Raw genomic sequence first — 23,331 nt, 5'->3', positions numbered from 1 at the left:
GGACTTTCGTTCAACCAGTCGGCTGAAGTCCTCCTTCGTCGACCACAAGTTACGTAATTTTTACTCGAAATGCTTGCTTTTTATCACAGTACCTCCTTGGAAGGGGGTAGGGGGTGGGCAAAAACGTCTAACCCACCCCTGCCTCCCGCCTAAGCGGGAGAATAAATAGTTTCAATTATGCACTAGCGCTTGATAACGATCCTCCTTCTTTCCAACATCCTTAGCTTAACAACTATGCCTGACGGGAGTATTGCGCCTACCTACATCTCTACCCGCTAACGCACGCTACTAGGTTGCGCTCTTGCCACCTACCGCTGCCGGATAGACCTGTCAGGTTTTTAAAACCTGACAGGTCGTTGCCTACTACGGAAACCCGAATTAGCTCTAGAGCAACCTGTCTCAGCTCTTTTGCTTCCAGCCTCAGCTCTAGAGCAGCCAGTCCGAGCTTTTTCGCTTCCAGTCCGAGCTCTACGGCTTCCAGACTGAGCTTTCTTGCTTCCAGTCTCAGCTCTTTTGCTTCCAGGCTGAGCTCTAGAGCAACCAGTCCGAGTTCTTTTGCTTCCAGCCTGAGTACTTTCGCTTCCAGACTGAGCTCTGAGGCTTCCAGACCGAGCTTTTTAGCTTCGGGGTTCCGCTCTAGCGCCTCTGCACCCCGCTATTTTACCTCCCTACCACCGCCAACGCCCGCTACTCTCCCATCAAAAGCAGCAAAAAATTGAGCTACTTCGCCGTAATCCCGTGCGGTAGCGAACAAAAAGCATCACCTACCAGCTATATTTGCGCCTATTACACCTAACCGTACAACTTAAACCGCAGGACTATGAACGCAATGCCGCTGGTTATTGCCGCCTTGGCCATCTTCGCCCTCGCCTACCGCTTCTACTTCGGATTTGTGGCAGCCCGGGTGCTCACGCTCAACGATGGCATCGCCACCCCGTCGGGCCGCCTCTACGACGGACAAAACTACTTCCCCATATCCAAGTGGGTGCTCTTCGGGCACCACTTCGCCGCCATCGCCGGGGCCGGACCTCTGGTAGGGCCAGTGCTCGCCTGCCAGTTCGGCTTCTTCCCGGGCTTCCTGTGGATGCTCGTGGGCGCCGTGATGGCCGGGGCCGTGCACGACATTGTCATCCTCACCGCATCGGTCCGCAACGACGGGAAATCGCTGGTGGAGATCGTCCGCTCGCAGATTCGCAAGACGGGCAGCGTGGTTACGGCCACCATTGCCACCTTCGTCATCATCATCATCGCCATGGCCGGGCTCGGATTGGTGGTGGTGAACGCCCTCGCCGAGAGCTCGTGGGGCACCTTCACCATCGCCAGCACCATCCCCATCGCCATCCTTATGGGCGTTTGGATGTACGTTTTCCGCAAGGGGAAGACCGTCGAGGCCACCGTCATCGGCGTTATCCTGCTTAGCGGGGCCGTTATCTTCGGACGATTCATCCCCGGCTCCCCCCTCGAGAGCTGGTTCACCTTCGACCGCAAGCAGCTCACCATCATCCTGGCCCTTTACGGCTTCATCGCCTCGGTGCTGCCCGTATGGCTGCTGCTCTCGCCCCGCGACTACCTCAGCTCTATCATGAAGCTCTTCGTTATCGGTATGCTGGCCGTGGGCATCATCGTGGTGGCGCCCGATCTCAAGATGCCCGCCTTCACCGCCTTCATTCACGGTGGTGGCCCAATCATAAAGGGGACGCTCTTCCCCTACCTCTTCATAACGATTGCCTGTGGGGCCATATCGGGCTTCCACGCGCTGATTAGCTCGGGCACCACGCCCAAGATGGTGATGAAGGAGTCGCACATCCGCCCCATTGCCGCCGGGTCGATGCTCGCCGAGGGGGTGGTTAGCATCCTTGCGCTGATTGCCGCCGCCAGCCTCTTTCCGCTCGACTACTTTCAGATCAACCTCTCGCCCGAGAAGTACCAGGAGCTGCTACCCCAGCTGCACGCCATGGGCTTTACGGGCTCCGACTTCCAACGCCTTACCGAGGGCGTGGGCGAGAACATCGCCGGACGCACCGGGGGCGCCGTGACGCTGGCCGTAGGCATGGCCGAAATCTTTTCGAGGATTCCGGGGATGGACCGCCTGATGTCGTACTGGTACCACTTCGCCATCATGTTTGAAGCGCTCTTCATCCTCACCACCATCGACGCCGGCACCCGCATCGCCCGCTTCCTGCTTCAGGACATCATGGGCAAGGCTTACAAGCCTCTTGGCAAGTCGTCGTCGCTTGCGGGTAACCTTATTGCCAGCGCGCTGGTGGTTTTCTTCTGGGGATACTTCATCTACACTGGAAGCGTCTCCACCATCTGGCCGATGTTCGGCACCGCCAACCAGCTGCTCGCCACCATCGCCCTCGCCGTGGGTACCACCTACATCATCAACCAGGGCAAGAAGAAGTACGCCTGGATTACCCTCGTTCCGATGACCTTTGTGGGCGTTACCACCATCTACGCCGGAGCGCTGAACACCATCAACCTCTACATCCCGCAGGTGCTCGATCCCGCCACCTTCACCAGCGGCCTCATCAACCTGCTGCTTACAGCGGTAATCCTTGTCAGCGTATTCGTAATTATTGCTGATGCCCTACCCATCTGGGTTCGCGCCTTTAGGGGTAAGGCTCCGCTACTTGCGCCGGTCGATCTACCCGAGGAGGCTCATAAGCAGAAAACCGAAGGGTAGATGCCGCATTTATAAGATGATGTTGACCTACCATATCGGCAATACCTTGCAAAAAGCGTATCCCCCGCTGGCGAGGGATAATGTCGTTAACTTAAGAATAGATTCTTTCTTAATTAAAACGTTAGGCAATCGTCGGGATGCAACCTTTACTTGAAAATCTCTGGTTCTACCGTAGACACCGTGGCGAAGCCACTCCACCACGGTGAATATCCTGTTTGAGCGAGCGGAGCTTCTACATGCATACTCAATGCGATTTGGATTGCAGCAGCGCTACTTTTTACAAAGGGGAATAACGTTGTAGCACGACCGAGCGAGTTAATATTCACCAAGGTTTTTTGCTTACTTTTTTGCCCAATCAAAAAAGTAAGGAGAGGTAGGCTTTCTTGTAGTTAAAAGAGTTAGATGCTTCTCTTAACGACATTGTTGGCGAGGGCAGGGGGTGGACAATGGGTCGCTAATTGTAGAAACGCATCTCATCCGTAAGAAGAAAACCAAACAGGATGCCTGCTGAAATTAAAGACATTGTACAGAAAAATCCACCCCCTACCCCCGCCAGCGGGGGATAACCTTCGAGATAGGGTTATGCTATTGGGCAACGAGTTCGCATCATGCAAAAAACTCAAGAACGGTTGCTCACTAGCCGCTACTTAGCGAGTGTAGAATCACAAGCCTCAAGGGAATATCCAACGCATTTGTTTCGCACGCTTTGTTTCCGAATTACCCATTCACAATCAGCCTAGAAAAGCTTATATTTGAACAAATTTTGTTTACCTAAGGTCAATGAAAATAGCGGTTAACGCCAAAGCCCTTTTGAAGGGTAACAGCGATGGAGTAGGAAGATTCATGCACGAGACATTTAGCCGAATCGTAAAGGCTAATCCCGAACACCAATTCTACTTCATTTTCGACAAGAACTACGAGCCACACCACATCTACGGTAAGAATGTTGAGCCAATCATCATCACCCCATCGGCCAATAATCCGCTCATGTGGTGGTACTGGTACGAGGTGCTGCTCGCCGACCAGCTTAAGAAGATTAAGCCCGACGTGTTTGTTGCGCCCAACGGCTTCCTGTCGCTCTCGGTACCCACCGCGCAGGTGGCCGTTATCCACGACCTGAGCTTCGAGCATTACCCCGAGCTCGAGGACTGGACCAAGCGGAAGTACTTCCATCACTTCTTCCCCCGCTTTGCCGAAAGGGCCAACCGCATCCTCACCGTTTCGAACTTCTCGAAGTCCGACCTGTGCGGAACCTACAAGATATCGCCCCACAAGATCGACGTTGCCTACAACGCCGCCGACCCTATATTCGCTCCGCTCACCCAGAAGCAAATCGATGACCTACGTTTCGACCTTACCGATGGCTGCCCCTACTTCCTGTACATCGGCTCCATCCATCCACGTAAGAACGTAGGCCGCATGCTCCGCGCCTTCGATCGCTTTAAGGACGAGGTTCCATCGAACTACAAGCTGCTGATGGTGGGTAACCCCAAGTTTAAATCGCCCAAGGCCGAAAAGATATACCGCGAGATGCACCACAAGTCGGACGTCATCTTTACCGGATGGCTATCCAACGAGCACCTTTCCAAGGCCGTTGGCGCTGCCGAAGCGCTCATCTTTGTGCCCATCTTCGAAGGATTCGGGATTCCGCTGGTAGAGGCCATGAAGGCTAACGTACCCATCATCACCTCGTCGGTAACCTCGCTGCCCGAAGTGGCCGGCGATGCCGCCGTGCTGGTCGATCCATTCTCGATTACCGCCATCAAGAATGCAATGATTAAGATGACCAACGACTACAGCTTCCGAAACGAAATGGCCGCCAAGGCATTCGAGCGCGGCAAACTCTTTAACTGGGATAATACTGCAAGCATACTGTGGAGCACCATTCAAAACGCGATAGAGTAAAAGGAGAAGCCCTTTGGCCCTTCCTAAACGAGGGTATTCTGGAGGCCGGATGCGACGAAGCCGGACGTGGCTGTTTGGCAGGTCCTGTTGTGGCTGCTGCCGTAATCCTTCCACCAACATTCGACCTTCCGCTGCTAAACGACTCCAAAAAGCTCAGCCATAAGGTTCGTGAAATCCTAAAGGCTCAGATTCGCGAGCAGGCGCTGGCCTGGGCCGTTGCCGTTATCGACAACGAAACCATCGACCAAATTAACATCCTCAACGCCTCCATACTGGGTATGCAAAAGGCTGCAGATGACCTAAAGATTAAGCCAGAATTTCTGTTGATTGACGGCAACCGCTTTAAGAAGCACCGCGAAATCCCCCATCAGTGCGTGGTGGGTGGCGACGGTAAGTTTGCCAGCATTGCCGCAGCATCAGTACTCGCCAAAACCTACCGCGACGAGCTGATGGAGCAGCTGCACACCGAATTCCCTCACTACGGATGGAACGAAAACAAGGGCTATCCAACCCAAAAGCATCGCGAGGCAATAGCCAAAAATGGGATAACCTGCTATCATCGAAAAAGCTTTAGGCTTACCGACGAACAGCTCTCGCTAGAGTTTTACTAGATGATCGTTTGAATCTCAGGCCATATTCTTAAAATAGACCTGTAACAATTAGAATAAAAGCACGTCAGTTAGCATGATAAGAAAAACAAGTTTTTCGTCAAACGTGTGTCAAACTGAAAGACTTTTACCCGCAAAAGGTTATAAACACAAACTAAAATAAAGTTCGACCTATGAGGAAGATTAGCATTTTGCTAGTAGGGTTGCTGCTGTTAGGCTCAACCACCCTTAGAGCTGACGAAGGAATGTGGCTACTTCCACTCATCGAAAAGCTCAACGCAAAAGATATGAAGAAGGCAGGGCTTAAGCTCTCGCCCGAGGATATCTACAGCATCAACAAGAGCAGCCTAAAAGACGCCATCGTCATCTTTGGACGTGGCTGTACAGGCGAAATTGTTTCGGATCAGGGGCTGCTGCTCACCAACCACCACTGCGGCTACGGAACCATCCAACAGCACAGCACCGTGGAGCACGACTACCTAAAGAATGGATTTTGGGCTATGAACAAGGAGCAGGAGATCCCATCACCCGGACTTACTGTAACCTTCCTTGAGCGCATTGAGGATGTCACAGCCAGGTTCAACGATGTTCTTACCCCTAGCATGACCGAGCAGGAGCGCTACAAGGCCATTGCCGACCTTAGCAAAAAGCTCGCTGACGAAGCATCTAATGGCAAGTTCATCCGCGGACAGGTTACCCCAATGTACGGTGGTAACCAATTCTACCTCTTCGTTTACAAAGTGTACACCGATGTTCGTTTGGTAGGAACTCCACCCGATGCCATTGGCAAGTTTGGTGCCGACACCGACAACTGGATGTGGCCACGCCACACCGGCGACTTCTCGGTATTCCGCGTATACGCCGATAAGGATGGAAACCCAGCCGACTACAACGCCAACAACGTTCCGCTAAAGCCTAAGAAGTTCCTCAAGGTATCGCTTAAGGGGATTAAGGCTGGTGACTATACCATGATTATGGGTAATCCTGGCCGCACCAACCGCTACATGACCTCTTGGGAAATTGACGAAGTACTTAACATCTCGAACCCCAACCGCATCAAGATCCGCGGCATCCGTCAGGATATTTGGATGAAGGATATGCAGGCAAACGACACCATCCGCATTCAGTATGCATCAAAGTATGCAGGATCTTCAAACTACTGGAAAAATTCGATTGGTATGAGCCGTGGGCTTAAGCGCCTAAAGGTGCAGGACAAGAAGGCCGAACAAGAGGCTCGCTTCACCAGCTGGGTTAACCAATCACCCGAAAGAGTTGCAACCTACGGAAATGCTCTGGCTCTTATCAAAGAAGCCGTAGAAAGCCGTAAGGAGGTAAATAGCGCCATCCAGTACCTAGGAGAAAGCATCAGAGGCATCGAGGTTGTTGGTGCTGCTTCGCGCTACGCTAGTGCCCTTATAAAATCTATCGAATCCAAGGAAGATTTAACCAAGATCAAAGAATCTACCAACGATTTCTACAAAGACTACAACGAGGCACTAGACAAAAAAGTTGCCGTAGCCATGTTTGCCCTTTACAAGAAGGATGTTCCTGCAAAATATCTTCCATCGCTTTACAACGACATCCAGTCGCAGTACAACAACAACATAGAGGCTTACGTAAACGATCTCTATGCAAAGTCGATATTTTCTAATAAGAAAGCATTCAACGCATTCTTATCTAATCCAACCGTAGAAGCAGTAAAGAACGACCCTATCTACAAGGCTGCGCAGAGCATCAGCGTTATAATCCGCGAAATTTCAGAGAAACTGTCGCCTCTCAACGAGAAGTTTGCCAAAGGACAACGCCTCTATATCGCAGGCTTGCTAGAGATGGAAAAGGATAAGCCTCACTATCCTGATGCAAACTTTACCATGCGCTTAACTTACGGAAATGTGCTCGACTACATCCCTGCCGATGCAGTTCACTACAACTTCTACACAACTCTTGATGGAGTAATGGAGAAGGAAGATCCAACAAACTGGGAGTTTGTTGTTCCTAGCAAGCTAAAGGAACTTTACAACGCTAAAGACTACGGTCGCTATGCCATGAAGAATGGTAAAATGCCTGTAGCTTTCCTATCTACCAACGACATCACCGGAGGTAACTCGGGTAGCCCAATAATGAACGCCAACGGCGAACTTATCGGTCTTGCTTTCGACGGTAACTGGGAAGCCATGAGCGGCGACATTGCCTTTGAACCTCAACTACAGCGCACCATTAACGTAGATATTCGCTACGTGCTCTTCATCATGGATAAGTACGCTGGTGCTAAACACCTAGTTGATGAGATGACAATTGTAGAATAATCATCACTCTATACCATAATAAAAAAGGTCTACCATGTGGTAGACCTTTTTTATTCTCACTAATATTTCACATAAGGCTCAGGAGAAGTATTAGCTGGCCTTCTCCTTACACCACTTGTTAAGTATCGTTTCAATGTCTTGGCTTTTAATGGGCTTACGTATGTAATCGTCTACACCTGCCTCAAAGCATGCCTCCACATCGTCACCAATAGAACTTGCCGTCATCGCAATAATTGTAGGATGATTATCCTTAAAGCGCATTACGATCTGACGTGTAGCCTCAAGCCCATCCATATCGGGCATTTGCAGATCCATAAAAACGATATCGTAATCATACTTGTCGAGTGCTTCTAGTGCTGCCAATCCGTTATCTACAACACTTACAGAATAACCGTAGGCTGCTAGCAACTTCTTCATCAGCATTTGATATATAGCGTTATCCTCGGCAACAAGCACCGACATTGCGATACCGCTGACACGGGCAACATCTGAAATATCCTCGCTAGCCCGCACGCGAGTAAAAGCAACGTTACACCCCCCAATCATGGTTCTAATTTTTAGATAAGAACTAGCTTCTTCACTTATCTAAACACCGAAATGGATGTAATGTGCGTTTTAAAGGCAACAATTATGGGACTTTCCGCCGTTTAGAAGTGTTGCTTTTTTAGAATAATAGTGTTAATATCAACCACTATTCATCACCCAAACTTATTTGATATGAACTTCCCAAAGCAAGTACTCCGATCCGCACTACTCCTCGCTTTCTTTTCAGCAATAGTTTTTTTGGTTGGATGCAAGAATAAGGTTACCGACATCCCCTCGGTCGATCCTGAATTTGCAGAATACGTCTCGGCATACACCTCTGGGCTAGTTGCCTCGGATGGCGAAATACAGGTAGTGCTGCAAAACGATTCTTACATGTATCCTGGAAATGGGAAAGAATCGGCAGAAGAACTATTCAGCTTTAGCCCAAACATCAAGGGTAAAACCTACTGGAAGGATAGCCGCACGATTGTCTTTAAACCATCCGAACAACTAAAGTCAGGCGAGATTTACATTGCAAGGTTTCTGCTGAGCAAGGTTTGCGATGTAAGGGAGTCGAAGTTCAACGAAATGGAATTTGGATTTAGGGTTATACCCCAAGATTACGAGGTAGAGATTGTTGGAATATCGGCATCCGAGCAACAGAAGGATGTGTACAAGCTAGAGGGATACGTATATACAGCCGACAAGGCCGACATTGAGCAGGTGAAAAAGATGGTTCAAGTAGACTTGGACGGGAAAGGTCTTACTACCACATGGCGCGTAAGCGATGGCTTCCGCCGTTTTATATTTGAGTCCTCAGGAATCCGCTGTACGAATAAGGTTCAAAAGCTCAACATATCGTGGAACGGAAGCCCACTAAGCATAGATTCTAAAGGTGATAAAAGCATCACCATTCCCACCAAAGATGAGTTTAGGGTTCTTTACGTATCCAACGATAAGCAGCAGCAGTCGCCTACATTTGTTGTTTCGTTCAACGAGCCCATTGCCCCAAACCAAGATTTAACTGGGCTAATTGCCTTTAGTACCCCAACTACCGTTACTTATAGCATCGAGGGAAATCAGCTTTGGGTTTACGCCTCGGCAATGGATGGCAACGTACGCTTTACCGTTAATCAGGGAATTACGAGTGCATCAGGCAAAAAGCTGCGTACCCCTTACGAAACCACCATCAACTTTGGAAAAGCAAAACCACAGCTGCGTAGCGTTGGGAGTGGGAATATCCTGCCCAGTTCTCAATCGCTCGTATATCCGTTTGAAGCTATTGGACTAAAATCGGTGATGGTGCAGGTGGTGCGCATCTACGAGCGTAACGTGGGCCAGTTCTTTCAGGTAAACAACATGGATGGTAACAACGAGCTCCGAAGAGTGGGGATGCCAATCTACAAGAAACGGATCGACCTACAATCGGTTGGCAGCCTTAACGTAAACCGCTGGTGCCGCTATGCCCTCGATCTTACCAAGATCATAAAAAGCGAACCAGGAGCAATATATCAGGTAAGCATCTACTTCCGAAAGAACGACGTTGCCTACCTAAGCTGCCCGGCATCAGCAGAAGAGCAATCCGTAGCTCAAGATGACGAAGAGCAGAATTGGGATAACGAATACGGCTACGGCGACTATACGGATTACTACTACGAGTCGGACTACGATTGGCAGCAGCGGGATAATCCTTGTAACTCGGCCTATTACTCCTCGGATAAGATGATATCCCAAAACCTACTGGCATCTGACCTTGGAATCATAGCCAAACGAGGAAAAGAAAACCAGCTGCATGTTGCTGTTAGTAACATAAAGGATGTGACGCCAATTTCCGATGTAGAAGTAGATGTGTACAACTACCAGCAAGTACTGCTTGGCAAGGGCACTACCAGTAGCGATGGGTTCGTCACAATCCCCTATAAAAAAGGGCATCCTTTCTTAATCATTGCCAAATGGAAAGAGCAGCGCGGATACCTAAAGATAGATGACGGGAATTCGCTTTCGATGAGCAATTTTGACATAGCAGGAAACGAGATACAAAAAGGAATCAAAGGCTATATCACAGGTGAACGCGGCGTATGGCGCCCCGGCGATTCGCTATTTATATCTTTTATTGTTGAGGATAGAGGCCATGCCATTCCCAAGGGGCATCCGGTTGTATTCGACTTCCAAAACCCCAAAGGACAGCTGGTAAAACGCCTAGTTCAACGCTACGATGGCTCCAACATGTACGCTTTCCGTACTGCAACATCGGCAGATGCCATCACCGGAAGCTGGATGGGTATCGTAAAGATTGGAGGGGTAACCTTCTCAAAAAGCTTCAGGATAGAAACCGTTAAGCCCAATAGGCTCAAGATAAACCTATCAACAAGCCTTAAGAAAATAGGCGATAACGGTAAGTTTACAGGGCACCTTAACGTACGATGGCTACATGGAGCACCAGCACCAAACCTTAAGGCGGTGTACCAGGCAACGCTAAGCAAAGCTCAGGCTGTCTTTAAGGGATACGAAGCCTACAACTTTGATGATGAAGGATCGAAGTACACCTCGCAAACCGTGTCGGCATTCGATGGACGATTGAACGATCAGGGAGATGCAACTGTAGAATGCTCGCTTAAGTCGGGAAATAACCTGCCTGCAGTACTAAACGCCAACTTCAAGGGTGAGGTGTTCGAGCCAGGTGGAGAGTTCAGCATCGACCAGTTCTCAATTCCTTACTATCCGTATTCCCGCTACGTAGGTATGCGGCTCCCCGACAAGGATTCCTACTGGTACAACACCAACAAGGACTACATTCTATCCATTGTTTCGTTGGACAATAACCTTCGGCCAACATCATCGCGCGTAGCCGTTGAAGTTTACAAGATGAACTCCAGCTGGTGGTGGGATCGCGACAGCGAATCGGATGTATCTTACATTAACCAATCGTACAGCAAGCTAATTAGCCGACAGGAGATAGCCACGTCAAATGGTCGAGGTGCATATCGCTTTAGGATAAACTACCCCGATTGGGGCTCGTACTACATCAGAATGGTTGATATCAACAGCGGACACACCACAGGCAGGGTTGTAACCGTTTACTGGCCATACGAAATGGGCGTGGCCGATAACATGCCCGAAGGTGCATCGCTACTACCAATTGCTGCCGATGTAAGCACCGTTGATGTTGGCAAGAAATGCACCATTCGCTTCCCAGGTTCCGAAGGGGCAAGGGCGCTTATCAGCATAGAGAATGGCTCGCGCGTAATTAAGCAGGAGTGGGTAGATGCCCATAAGAGTTCTAACACCTATACCCTAAAAACCGACGAGCAGATGACGCCAAACATCTACGTGAGCGTTTGGCTTATTCGCCCTCACATCCGAAAGAATAACGATTTACCAATCCGCCAATACGGCCTACTGAAGCTGAAGGTGGAGAATCGGGCAACTCATCTTAACCCTGTAATCAGTATTCCTGCGGTAATTAAACCCGAGCAGAATGTCTCTATAACCGTTTCGGAAAAAAATGGACGACCAATGACCTACACCGTGGCAATGGTAGATGAGGGGTTATTAGATATCACCCGATTTAAGATTCCTAACCCATGGAATACCTTCTATGCCGAGGAAGCGCTGGGCGTTAAGAGCTGGGATGTGTACAACCGCGTGATTGGAGCTTACGGCGGTTTGATAGAAAAGTATTTCACCATTGGAGGTTCCGAAGAGCTACGTGCAACCGAGCAGGGCAAATCTATCCGATTTAAGCCGGTGGTTAAGTTCTTTGGCCCGTTCACCGTTGGCAAGAACGGAAAATCGACCCATACCTTTAGGATGCCAAACTATGTTGGCTCAGTTAAGACAATGGTTGTTGCAGCAAACAGCGATTACGGCTACGGCACTGCCGAAAAGGTATCTGCCGTTAAGCTTAACGTAATGGCCGTACCAACCCTTCCGCGTGTTCTTGGTCCAAACGAAACCATATCTATGCCTGTAAATGTTTTTGCAATGGCGGGTAATATTCGAAATGTGAAGGTATCCGTTAAGGCCGAAGGCGCAGTAAAGTTGGTAGGTGCTTCAACCCAGAATGTGACGTTTAGCCGCGAGGGAGATAAGATGCTAATGTTTAACATTAAAGCTGTTTCGGCAACAGGCCGTGCAAAAATTACCGTTACTGCAGCAGGCGGCAAGGACGTATCAACGCAGGTAGTAGACCTGTTTGTTCGAGAACCAAGATCGGAACAGACTAGAGTTGTAGATGCCGTATTGGGAGCCGGAAAGAGCTGGAGCTACCGCTTTGCTCCATTTGGCGTAGGCGGCACCAATTCGGCAACCGTAGAGGTATCCACACTGCTGCCTATAAACCTTTCGTCGCGCTTAGGCTTCCTTGTTACCTACCCATACGGTTGCGTAGAGCAAACAACCTCCAGCGTATTCCCTCAGCTTTACTTAGGTAGGCTGATGATGCTCGACAGCCCAACCAAGCAGCGTATTGAGCAGAACGTTAAGGCTGGTATCGAAAGCTTGATGGCCATGCAGACGCTCGATGGAGGCTTTGGCTACTGGAAGGGAGCATCGTCGGCAGATGCATGGGGCTCCAGCTATGCCGGCCATTTTCTACTAGAGGCTCGTGCTGCCGGTTACTCGGTATCGGAGGCCGCACTTAGCCGATGGATGAGCTACCAAGCAAATGCATCGCGCAACTGGACTAGCCAAGGCAACAGCTACGATGACATGACTCAAGCGTACCGACTTTACACCCTAGCTTTAGCACAGCGCCCTGAAATGGGAGCAATGAACCTGCTTAAGGAGAAGCAATCGGTATCGCCCCAAACTTTTTGGCGACTGGCTGCTGCATACGCATTAGCAGGACAACGTCAGGTTGCACGTGGAATAATCGCGAAGCTTCCTACTAAGTTTGCCGCATACAAAAACGACTACTACACCTACGGCTCCGACACCCGAGACCTAGCTATGATGGTTGAAACTCTTGCCGAGCTTAACATGCTAAACAAGGCCGCCGAACCTGTAAAGCGCCTATCGGCAAAGCTTGGCGGCAAAGGATGGATGAGCACGCAGGAAACCGCTTTTTCGCTTCTTGCCATATCAAAAACTCGTACAGAGATTAAACCTGGATTGGGAGTAAATACAACGCTAACCATAAATGGAAAGAGCCAGAAGGTTGCTGCCAATGCCTCTATGGCGCAGGTTCGCTTCCGTCCAGCGTCCTCCAACGCCGTTTCAATATTCAACAATGGCAAGCAAACTACATTCGTTCGCCTAATTATGCAGGGTATTCCGCCTGTTGCTAAAGAGAATGAGTACAGCAACAACCTATCTGTCAAGGTTAGGTATTCCGGTATTCATGGTGAAACGGTAGTTCCCACATCAGTACCACAAGGAACCGACTTTCTGATTACCGTGGATGTTACCCATCCGGGAATTGGCCAAGAGTACAGAAACCTAACGCTAAGCCAGGTATTCCCATCGGGCTGGGAGGTGCAAAATCCTCGATTAGCAGGAGAGGCAAACGATGCTACGTCCAGCTACACCTATCAGGATTTCCGCGACGACAGGGTTTACACCCACTTCGACCTACGAGCCGGGGAGACCAAGCGCATTACCCTAAAAGTGAAGGCTACCTATGCCGGCCATTTCTATCTACCCAGCTTTAAGGCCGAGGCGATGTACGATGCTTCGATCAGTGCAGGAACGGCCGGTATGTGGGTAAAGGTGGTTGCACAGTAGTTGTGTATTATCGCGCGGGGCAACACCCCGCGCCCATAGATGCCGCCCTTTCAGGGCTATGAATTGCATGCATAGTACCAGCCCCGAAGGGGCGCAATTTGCTAGCGATGGGGCGACCCGTTGCTCCTATGCCGATGGGCGGTGCCCATCGGCATAACCATGAATGAAGCATATGAAGAGCAAGAACATACCCAACATCCTATCCAAATGGACTCGGAAGCCTACCTTCTGGTTAGTAGTCACCCTTATGGTGGCCTTCCTCCTGCTACCGCCTGCAAGGGTTAAGTCGCCCTGCTCTACGGTAGTGGAGGATGCATCAGGGCATCTGCTGGGAGCCGTTATCGCCACCGACGGCCAATGGCGCTTCCCGGAGGCCGACTCCATCCCCTACAAGTACGAGCAATGCCTGCTTGAGTTTGAGGATAGCTACTTCTACTACCATCCCGGCATCAATCCTGTCTCAACGGCTAGGGCAATCAAGCAAAATATTACAGCCCATAGGGTGATTAGCGGAGGAAGCACCATCACCATGCAGCTGGTGCGCATCAGCCGCAACGCTAAGGATCGTGGCTACTGGGATAAGCTCTACGAGATGCTGCTGGCCCTGCGTACCGAGCTAAGGTATTCCAAGCGCACCATCATCACCAAGTATGCCTCCAACGCACCTTTTGGCGGTAACGTTGTGGGCATCGAGGCTGCCTCGTGGCGCTTCTTTGGCGTGTCGCCCCATAAGCTAAGCTGGGCGCAGAGCGCAACGCTGGCCGTGCTGCCCAATGCGCCTGGTCTTATCCACCCCGGAAGAAACCGGTCCTCGCTGCTGGCAAAGCGCGACAGGCTGCTGCGCAGGCTATTCGATAAGAAGATAATCAATGCCGAGAGCTACCGCTTGGCGCTTCTTGAACCGCTACCCGTGGAGCCACAACCGCTGCCCATGGTGGCCCCACACCTGTTAACCCGCGCCATTGCCGATGGCTTCATCGGTAAAAGAATAAAAACCACGCTCGACCTGCCGCTACAGCAGCAGGTAGCCTCAGTGGTAAACAGCCACTACGAGGCGCTGCGCTTCAACGAGATCAACAACGCGGCTGCCATTGTGGTGGATATCCGTACTGGAGCCGTTAAGGCATACGTGGGCAATACCAACGCGCCGGGCGATGAGTTTGGCGGCAAGGTGGATATCATCACCTCGCCCCGCAGCTACGGAAGTCTTCTTAAGCCCTTCCTCTATGCGGGAATGCTGAACGACGGCAACCTGCTCCCGCAGCAGCTGGTAGACGATATTCCCGTATCGATTGGCGGCTACGTACCCCAAAATTTCTCGCGCGACTACGAGGGGATGATCGCCGCCGACAAGGCCCTGGCCCGCTCGCTCAACATCCCTTTTGTCATCTTGCTCCGTAAGTACGGGATGGAGAAGTTCAACGCGCTGGTCAAGCGGATGGGGATGACCACCATCAGCAAAACCCCCGACTACTATGGCCTTTCGATAATACTCGGGGGTGCCGAAGGCAAACTGTGGGATTTAGCCGGGATGTACGCAGCGCTAGGCGCAACGGTTGGCTCGCCCGAAAAGAGCCAGTTCGACCTACACTATACTACGGATGACGACGATCGTGTGCGGACGCTCTTTCCTACAAAGATATTCTCGCCGTCGACCTGCTGGTTTACGCTAGAGTCGCTATCGGATGTAACCCGACCCACCGAGGATGGACAGTGGCGAATGTTCTCGTCGCGCAGCAAGGTGGCCTGGAAGACGGGCACCAGCTTTGGCTTCCGCGATGCGTGGGCCATTGGCGTTACGCCCCGCTACGTGGTGGGCGTATGGGTGGGCAATGCTGGCGGCGATGGTCGTGCCGGGCTGATGGGCGTTAGCACAGCCGCACCCATCATGTTCGATATCTTCGCACAGCTGCCCACATCGGGTTGGTTTCGCAAGCCAACAGCCGACATGCAGGTGGTGGATATCTGCCCCGAGAGCGGTATGAAAAGAGGCAAGGCCTGCCCTAAAGGCGTGCTGCACCACATCCCTCGCGGACTAAACAAGACGCTCCCCTGCAGCTACCACCGCATGCTGCATCTCGATCCTTCAGGAAAATATCAGGTAACGGATAAGTGCGTAAACGTTTCGGAGATGAAGACGCAACCATGGTTTGTGCTGCCTCCGGCACAGGAGCAGTTCTACCGTATAGCCCATATGGACTATCGGCCGATGCCTCCCTTTATGGATGGCTGCGAGCCCGAGCTAACCGACGGAACCAGCATGTCGTTGATCTACCCCTTTGCTTCGTCGAAGATGTACCTACCCCGACGAAACGATGGCGAGCGAAGCCTGCTGGTGCTAAAGGCAGCACACCGCAGCAGCACGGCCACCATCTACTGGTATTTGGACGAGAAGCTGGTAGGCCAAACCGTTGCCAACCACTCCATAGCCGTTGATGCCGAACCCGGACGCCACCTGCTTACCCTCACCGACAGCCGCGGTGAGTCGCTAAAGCGGTATATTGAGGTTTTGGGGGAGGAGATGAGGTAGTAGCGCGGGGCGTAATCCGTTAGCGGTGGGCGAAACCCATCGCGAGATATAATCCAATCGCGATGTCATCCCACCACGTTATAAACGGAAATATTTTGGTAATTATTCGCGCGGGGCATTACCACGCGCTACCAGATTACGCCCCTTCGGGGCTATCCACCGCGTTCATCGCCGTGGCCCCTTCTGGACTAGGTGTAGCTTTCAGCTCCTCCTTCTTCTTCGCCCTAATGGTGGCGCGGCTCTTAATGGTGATTGCGAATGGTTCTACCACGCCATTAACCTCTCCTACAGCCTTAGCAACCTCTTCGTCGTAGTCGGCCATGGAGTTTAGGTAGCGGAACACCCTGCTTAACGCCGAGCGCAGCCGGTAGGTCGCCTCAAAGCTAGATGTTCTTCCAGCCCTCCCCTCTCGAATCTTCGTCCAGTAGGTACCGCACTCGGTGCACTCCTGCTCCATCCGCGCCACCACCTCGGTGGCACCAATGGCGGCAACCGCCGCGGCCAACTCGGACGACTCCCTAACGTCGTTGATCAGCTGGCGCATGGCCTCAACCCCTACGGGTATCCCCATACGACGCGGGTTCTTAGCCCTCCGCTTAATCGCCCTAAGCACCATCCTTCCCGCCCTCTGCAAATCCTCCTGCCTCCGTAGCAGGGCCGACTCCACCAGCCCCCGAAGCTCGCGCGACGAAGCCACGCACAGAGCGTACAGCGCATGCTGCTGCCTTGTCTCCAGCGGGTTGGTATCGGGCCCCGTCGAGGCGTCGAATACCGCCCTTGCCTCCTTGAGCAGCTCCACCATGGGCGCGGGAATATGGTTGCCGGGCAGCAGCACCTCCACCCTATCGGTAACGAAGAGGGCCAGCGATCCGAGCTCCTTCCGGTGCAGCTTTTTTAGATTGAACGATGTAATGCGTGGCATAAGTAAACTATGGTTAGGTTAATATATCTCCGCACCTGGGTAGATCGCCTCAGGTGACGGCAGCACTCCGATCGGTTGTCGTGGGCAAGCCAATAGTGCTGAACGTAAAGATTGTAAACTTTTTTCAATCGGCAATTGCTGCCGAGCGGAAAACCATCGGGGTATCTCCACTTTGCAGCCTTACAAAATGATGATACCTCGGGATTCTTCTATTTTGCAGCCATGCAAAATATCAGATCCCCAAGGATACTGAGTTTTGCAAGCTTACAAAATGCAGCTACCTCGGGGTATTTGCATTTTGCAAAACGACAAATTATGAGTACCCCGAGGTATTAGCAATTTGCATATATGCAAAGTGTCGATACCCTGAGGTATCACCATTTTGCATATCGACAAAATGAAGAGCCCCGGGGTACTCACATTTTGCACACCTATGAGGTAAGGAGCAACCGACCGTTGCCGATTTGACTGCACCAACAAGGTGAGGTGCAGCCAACGGATGGAGGGGCTGTGTATTCATCGCGATGGGCTACACCCCGCGCTCCCGGATTCCACCCCTTCGGGGCTATCCATTATACAGCCCCGAAGGGGCGTAATCTACTAACGATGGGTGTAGCCCATCGCATGAAAAAGCCCCTCCAAGAGCGTTCTCTTCGAAGGGGCTTACGGTATATGCAGGATGCGGTTCTAGTCGATCAATCGTACGGCGCCTTGGTCGGCCGAGGAGACGAAGTGGGCGTACTGGCGCAGCGCCTTCGACACAACTCGGTTACGGCTGCGAGGCGTAAAGGCGTTTCGGCCACGGGCCTCCTCCTCGATGCGGCGGACCATCATCTCGCCTTCGCTAATGTTTACGCTGATGGAGCGCTGGGCGATGTCGATCTCGATGATATCGCCATCGCGGATAAGGGCAATCTCGCCACCGCTTGCCGCCTCGGGCGATACGTGACCGATGGATAGCCCCGAGGTTCCCCCCGAAAAGCGGCCATCGGTAATCAGCGCGCAGGCCTTGCCTAGCCCCATCGACTTAAGGTACGATGTTGGGTAGAGCATCTCCTGCATGCCCGGACCACCCTTTGGCCCTTCGTAGCGGATTACCACCACGTCGCCCGCCTTTACGCGTCCGCCAAGGATCAGCTCGCACGCCTCGTCCTGCGACTCGCACACCACGGCTGGCCCCGCAAACTGGAAGATGGAGGGATCGACCCCGGCTGTCTTCACCACGCAGCCCTTGCTGGCGATATTCCCGAAGAGGATGCCCAAGCCGCCATCGCGGAAGTAGCAGCTCTCCACGCTGCGGATGCACCCCTCGGCGCGGTCGGTATCGGGCTCCCAGGTGCAATCCTGCGACCCCATCACCAGGTTTTTCACCCTGGCAGGTGCGCTCTTTGCCAGTTCGAAGGCCTCGGCGGTGGCCGTTGGGCGCATGATGTCGAACTGGTTGATGGCCTCGCCCAGCGTTAGCCCATCGGCACGCGGAACGTCGGTATGCAGCAGTCCGGCACGTTCCAGCTCGCCAAGGATTCCGATGATGCCTCCGGCGCGGTTCACATCCTCTATATGGTACTTGGGCGTGTTGGGAGCCACCTTGCAGAGCACGGGCACGCGGCGCGATAGCGCGTCGATGTCGCTCATGGTAAACTCAACCTCGGCCTCGTGGGCAATGGCTAGGATGTGCAGCACGGTGTTGGTAGAGCCCCCCATGGCAATGTCGAGCGCCATGGCATTCTGAAACGCCTCGCGCGTGGCGATGCTGCGGGGTAGTACCCGCTCGTCGCCATCGCGGTAGTACCGCCAGGTATTCTCGACGATGAGCTTGGCAGCCTTCTCGAATAGCCTCTTACGGTTGATGTGGGTTGCCACGACTGTGCCATTTCCGGGAAGCGCCAGCCCGATGGCCTCGTTAAGGCAGTTCATGGAGTTAGCCGTAAACATGCCCGAGCACGATCCGCAGGTAGGGCAGGCCGATCGCTCGATGGCATCGATATCCTCGTCGGCCACCTTGTCGTCGGCGGCCATCACCATGGTATCAACCAGGTCGTACTTCTTATCCTTGTACTTGCCCGCCTCCATCGGTCCTCCCGACACGAATATGGTAGGGATGTTGAGCCTCATGGAGGCCATTAGCATACCGGGGGTAATCTTATCGCAGTTGCTGATGCACACCATGGCATCAGCCTTGTGGGCGTTAACCATGTACTCCACGCTATCGGCAATGATGTCGCGCGAGGGGAGCGAGTAGAGCATGCCATCGTGCCCCATGGCAATGCCATCGTCTATGGCGATGGTGTTGAACTCGGCAGCGTAGCACCCCTGCTCCTCGATGAGCCGCTTCATCATTTGGCCCACCTCGTGCAGGTGGGTATGCCCGGGCACAAACTGGGTAAACGAGTTAACAATGGCAATGATAGGCTTTCCTATCTGCTCCTCCTTCATTCCGGCAGCACGCCACAAGCTGCGGGCTCCGGCCATGCGGCGCCCCTGGGTCGATGTGGCGCTTCGTAGGGTAATCTTCATTGGGTCGCTATTTTACATTTACTAAAAAAGCCTCCCTCAGCAGTGTGAGAAAGGCTCATGTTATCTTTAGGCACATACCGTTCTCACACTATCATTGGTTTAATGACGCGTACCACTAGAATAGGGAGAATGATATGGTGAATATTCATTGGCTAAGTGCTGATTTTGCTAAAGTAGGCATTCATTATTCAAATCAAAGTGCGTTAATAGAAATTAGTAGTGCCAATCGTTTCAGCAGCAATAACAATTCCTAAGCGATTTCTTCGATTTGGTTGAAAAGGATGAGGGGATTGAAGGAGGGGGAGTAGAATGACCGCGAAAGGGCAAATTCTCCTTACGGGTTGAAATATTAGAAAAAAGAAGGAACAGACATCTGTCTATTCCTTCTTTGGGTGTATTTTTCAATTCTTTCGATTCACTACTCAGCGAAAATCTGGAGCAGCACCGTAAGCGCTAGGATCGTCATCAGGATTGCATCGGCTACAAAGGTGCGGCGGGTAAAAATCAAGAAAACTCCCAAGATGTAGCTTAGCGGTAACGAAACAACCAGCATAATCTCCTTCGACACGGTAGGAATCATCAGGTAGGCAAAACCTCCGATGGCAATCATCGAGTAGAATACGAGGAAAATCTTATTGGTACGAAGCTTTTGAGTGCCAATCCAGCTTAACATGAAAAAGCTGGCGTAAATGCCCGCAATAGTAAGCACAGCCAAAAACCCATAGCCAAAAAAGCTATTCATCCTTTTGGGGATTGCAGCAATAATCTTCGCCGGATCAAACGTTTTTAGCAGCTCCAGCGAATTAGGCTCGAAAAAGAGGTAGTACGTTACCAAAAACAGCAGCGGCACCACAGCACCTGCCAGCATAGCAACCCACTCGCGCCAGCTAAACGAACGCATAATGAACATGGAAAAAACAATCATCACCATAAAAACCAGCGATGGCAAATATGCGATGGCTGCCAGAGCAACAAAGAATGAGGCTAGAAAGAATTCACCCTCTGCATAGTCTTTGCGGTACGAGGCAAAAATGCTATCGAGCGAAAGAATAAGAAACGGCATTGCCACAAGTGCGGGCGAAAGATGCTGCAGTGAGGTAAACGAAAAGCTGATAATGACAAAAAGCAGTGCTGGTATGATGCTACGCTGGGGCACAAAAATGTAGCGATTGTTGAGCCGATGCATCATCAGAATAACGAAAACGGCAATTACAAAAGCCAGAATAGACGATAGCATTGGATTGGCAATACCAAACCTATTAATTAACAGCTCAACGGGAGTTCCGTACTCAAGCGTTCTAAGAGGCTCCCACTCACCTACCCCCATAAGCGACTTTACCCATATCGCTACGGATATGAGGATAAAGGTTGCATAAACCTGAATGGTATCCCTCCGAAAAAATTTTACCAGCATAGCTTTGCTAATTATAGATCCTGACCGATATCGCGCCTAAAGTACTTCTTCTCGAAGGAGATGTTGGCGATGGTTGCGTACGATTTTGCCAACGCCTCCTCCTTGCTGCTGCCCAACGAGGTTACAGCAAGCACACGTCCCCCCGAGGTAACCAGCTGGCCATCCTTGGTTGCTGTTCCGGCATGGAAGATGATGCTATCCGACTGGGCCGGAAGGCTGATGGGGTATCCCTTTCCGTAGTCTTCGGGGTAGCCACCCGATACGCATACCACGGTAACGGCCGATTCGGGCTTTATGCCGAAAGACTTGCTATCGAGCGTTCCGTTGGCAACACCATCGAACAGGTCGAGGATGTCGGCATCCAAACGGGGAAGAACCGCCTCGGTTTCGGGGTCGCCCATGCGCACGTTGTACTCTATGACGTTTGGCTCGCCGCCATCGTTCATCAGCCCAATAAAGATAAAGCCGTTATAGGTGATGCTATCCTTTTGCAAGCCCTGTATGGTTGGCTCCACAATCCGGGTGCGCACCTTCTCCATGAAGACCTCATCGGCAAATGGAACTGGCGAAACGGCACCCATGCCGCCGGTGTTCAATCCGGTATCGCCCTCGCCGATGCGCTTGTAGTCCTTGGCTTCGGGAAGTATTTTGTACGATTTGCCATCGGTAAGCACGAATACCGAGCACTCGATTCCTTTAAGGTACTCCTCGATAACAACCTTGCTGCTGGCCGCGCCGAATTTACCGTCGAACATCTTGGCAAGCTCGTCCTTTGCCTCCTGTATATCGTTGATGATTAGCACGCCCTTCCCAGCTGCTAGTCCATCGGCTTTTAGCACGTATGGTGCTTTGAGCCCTTCGAGGAATTGGTAGGCCTCTGTCAACGTCTCCTTTGTAAACGACTGGTAGGCGGCTGTTGGCACGCCGTGGCGCATCATAAAGGCCTTGCAGAACGACTTGCTGCCCTCGAGCTCGGCGCCCAACTTCGATGGACCAATAATGGCGATGTGCTTGGTGGCCTCATTGCCCTTAAAGTAGTCGTAGATACCCTTTACCAACGGGTCCTCAGGACCAACCACAATCATATCAATCTGCTCCTTTAAGCTGAAATCCTTAAGGGCCTCAAAATCGGTGGCGCTGATAGCTACGTTTTCGCCAAGCGCAGCGGTGGCTGGATTGCCAGGGGCAATGAATAGCTTGGTTAGCTTCGGACTTTGTGCGATCTTCCAGGCGAATGCATGCTCTCTTCCTCCTGAACCCAATAAAAGAACTCTCATCGTAAAGGTTTTATCGTTGTATGCTAATTTTAGACACTAGATGTTAGACGTTAGACAAAAACTCTTTCGAGGTACTTATACTCCCGCTTGGGCGGGAGGGCAGGGGGTGGGTAGAATCTGTTTAACATCATCCCCTTTATTTAATTCTCGCTTCGTCAGAGTATGTCGATTTTCTATCAATGCCCCAACCCACCCCTACCCCTCCAAGGAGGGGATAAAAGTGCATTGAGACACCTTTGCCTAAACATTCTATCTTCTCTAAGAGACGCGATTTATCGCGTCTCTACGATATCAATTTTCTCAATATTCAATGCTCCTCATTCTATACCCTTTTACATTCTGGATGTAGTCGAGTACGCGAGGGAGGGCGTAGCGGAGATTCTTCTCGGCCTTAAACGAGTCGTGAAATACGATGATGGCTCCGGGGCGCAGCACCTTAATCACGTTGTTTACGCAACCACGGCGCGATAGCGTGCGGCTGTAGTCGCGGCTAAGGGTATCCCACATAATAATCTTGTAGCGCTCGGCAAGCACCTTTGCCTGCGAGGGCTTTATGCGCCCGTATGGAGGCCTAAGCAGCGTCGAATGTATGAAGGTGTCGGCCAAATCTACATCCTGAATGTAGCCTCCAACGCTCATGCTCCATCCCTTTTGGTGGCTGTAGGTGTGGTTGCCAACAGCGTGCCCTTCGTCGAGTATCATCTTGAAGGTTTCGGGGTACATCTCCACATTCTTGCCTAGGCAGAAGAACGTAGCCTTGGCGTTGTACTTGCGCAGCTGCTCCAGCACCCATGGAGTTACCTCGGGGTTCGGACCATCGTCGAAGGTTAGGAATACGGAATCCGTTTCTTCCGGAAAACTCCAGATGAAGCCGGGGAAGAGCTTGGTAATGAATTTCGGCGGTCTAAAGTACATAG

12 protein-coding genes are annotated in these 23,331 nt (G+C 51.7%); 6 read left to right on the top strand and 6 right to left on the bottom strand.

Going from position 1 to position 23,331, the window contains the following annotated elements; genetic code table 11:
• The first annotated feature begins 820 nt into the window (after positions 1-820).
• The 4 genes from CLV25_RS15505 to CLV25_RS15490 all read left to right on the top strand — a co-directional run bounded on the left by CLV25_RS15505 (position 821) and on the right by CLV25_RS15490 (position 7,505).
• A complete protein-coding gene (locus tag CLV25_RS15505) occupies positions 821-2,686 on the top strand; it encodes a carbon starvation CstA family protein (RefSeq protein ID WP_131840584.1) in 1,866 nt (621 codons plus the stop codon).
• Positions 2,687-3,466: 780 nt separating this feature from the next.
• On the top strand, positions 3,467-4,591 hold the full coding sequence (locus CLV25_RS15500; protein ID WP_131840583.1) for a glycosyltransferase family 4 protein: 1,125 nt from the start codon (positions 3,467-3,469) through the stop codon (positions 4,589-4,591).
• Positions 4,561-5,202, top strand: a complete 642-nt coding sequence (locus tag CLV25_RS15495; protein WP_131840582.1) for a ribonuclease HII — start codon at positions 4,561-4,563, stop codon at positions 5,200-5,202. The genes CLV25_RS15500 and CLV25_RS15495 overlap by 31 nt, the downstream gene beginning before the upstream one ends.
• 170 nt (positions 5,203-5,372) lie before the next feature.
• On the top strand, positions 5,373-7,505 hold the full coding sequence (locus CLV25_RS15490) for a S46 family peptidase (RefSeq protein ID WP_131840581.1): 2,133 nt from the start codon (positions 5,373-5,375) through the stop codon (positions 7,503-7,505).
• Between the two features lie 90 nt (positions 7,506-7,595).
• Here the strand turns inward: CLV25_RS15490 and CLV25_RS15485 are convergent, their stop codons facing one another.
• Positions 7,596-8,051 (bottom strand): response regulator, encoded by a 456-nt coding sequence (locus CLV25_RS15485; RefSeq protein ID WP_131840580.1) that lies wholly within the window; start codon positions 8,049-8,051, stop codon positions 7,596-7,598.
• A 171-nt stretch (positions 8,052-8,222) separates the two neighbouring features.
• On the opposite strand from CLV25_RS15485, the gene CLV25_RS15480 reads away from it, so the two are divergent.
• Both CLV25_RS15480 and pbpC read left to right on the top strand, forming a co-directional pair.
• Complete coding sequence (locus tag CLV25_RS15480; protein ID WP_131840579.1) at positions 8,223-13,754, top strand: alpha-2-macroglobulin family protein; 5,532 nt, start codon at positions 8,223-8,225, stop codon at positions 13,752-13,754.
• 172 nt (positions 13,755-13,926) lie between these two features.
• The gene (gene pbpC, locus CLV25_RS15475) at positions 13,927-16,284 is read left to right on the top strand and encodes a penicillin-binding protein 1C (RefSeq protein WP_165877112.1); all 2,358 of its coding nucleotides are present in this window, start codon (positions 13,927-13,929) and stop codon (positions 16,282-16,284) included.
• A gap of 136 nt (positions 16,285-16,420) precedes the next feature.
• Here pbpC and CLV25_RS15470 read toward each other — a convergent pair whose 3' ends face one another.
• The 5 genes from CLV25_RS15470 to CLV25_RS15450 all read right to left on the bottom strand — a co-directional run bounded on the left by CLV25_RS15470 (position 16,421) and on the right by CLV25_RS15450 (position 23,329).
• Complete coding sequence (locus CLV25_RS15470; RefSeq protein ID WP_243649650.1) at positions 16,421-17,086, bottom strand: DUF6261 family protein; 666 nt, start codon at positions 17,084-17,086, stop codon at positions 16,421-16,423.
• Positions 17,087-17,893: 807 nt separating this feature from the next.
• Positions 17,894-19,723 (bottom strand): dihydroxy-acid dehydratase, encoded by a 1,830-nt coding sequence (ilvD, locus tag CLV25_RS15465; protein ID WP_131840576.1) that lies wholly within the window; start codon positions 19,721-19,723, stop codon positions 17,894-17,896.
• 418 nt (positions 19,724-20,141) lie between these two features.
• Complete coding sequence (locus tag CLV25_RS15460; RefSeq protein WP_131840575.1) at positions 20,142-21,137, bottom strand: hypothetical protein; 996 nt, start codon at positions 21,135-21,137, stop codon at positions 20,142-20,144.
• A gap of 11 nt (positions 21,138-21,148) precedes the next feature.
• A complete protein-coding gene (gene purD / locus CLV25_RS15455) occupies positions 21,149-22,414 on the bottom strand; it encodes a phosphoribosylamine--glycine ligase (protein WP_131840574.1) in 1,266 nt (421 codons plus the stop codon).
• A gap of 300 nt (positions 22,415-22,714) precedes the next feature.
• Complete coding sequence (locus tag CLV25_RS15450) at positions 22,715-23,329, bottom strand: polysaccharide deacetylase family protein (protein ID WP_131840573.1); 615 nt, start codon at positions 23,327-23,329, stop codon at positions 22,715-22,717.
• Positions 23,330-23,331: the final 2 nt, after the last annotated feature.

Source organism: Acetobacteroides hydrogenigenes, assembly GCF_004340205.1.
Taxonomy (GTDB): Bacteria; Bacteroidota; Bacteroidia; order Bacteroidales; family ZOR0009; genus Acetobacteroides; species Acetobacteroides hydrogenigenes.
Note: the sequence above shows the minus strand (reverse complement) of the source record. Positions and strands in the feature narration are given on the sequence as shown.

Coding starts and splice junctions, on each gene's coding strand:
- CLV25_RS15505 (WP_131840584.1), top strand. CDS start 821: ATGAACGCAATGCCGCTGGTTATTGCCGCCTTGGCCATCTTCGCCCTC.
- CLV25_RS15500 (WP_131840583.1), top strand. CDS start 3,467: ATGAAAATAGCGGTTAACGCCAAAGCCCTTTTGAAGGGTAACAGCGAT.
- CLV25_RS15490 (WP_131840581.1), top strand. CDS start 5,373: ATGAGGAAGATTAGCATTTTGCTAGTAGGGTTGCTGCTGTTAGGCTCA.
- CLV25_RS15485 (WP_131840580.1), bottom strand. CDS start 8,051: ATGATTGGGGGGTGTAACGTTGCTTTTACTCGCGTGCGGGCTAGCGAG.
- CLV25_RS15480 (WP_131840579.1), top strand. CDS start 8,223: ATGAACTTCCCAAAGCAAGTACTCCGATCCGCACTACTCCTCGCTTTC.
- pbpC (WP_165877112.1), top strand. CDS start 13,927: ATGAAGAGCAAGAACATACCCAACATCCTATCCAAATGGACTCGGAAG.
- CLV25_RS15470 (WP_243649650.1), bottom strand. CDS start 17,086: ATGGTGGAGCTGCTCAAGGAGGCAAGGGCGGTATTCGACGCCTCGACG.
- ilvD (WP_131840576.1), bottom strand. CDS start 19,723: ATGAAGATTACCCTACGAAGCGCCACATCGACCCAGGGGCGCCGCATG.
- CLV25_RS15460 (WP_131840575.1), bottom strand. CDS start 21,137: ATGCTGGTAAAATTTTTTCGGAGGGATACCATTCAGGTTTATGCAACC.
- purD (WP_131840574.1), bottom strand. CDS start 22,414: ATGAGAGTTCTTTTATTGGGTTCAGGAGGAAGAGAGCATGCATTCGCC.
- CLV25_RS15450 (WP_131840573.1), bottom strand. CDS start 23,329: ATGTACTTTAGACCGCCGAAATTCATTACCAAGCTCTTCCCCGGCTTC.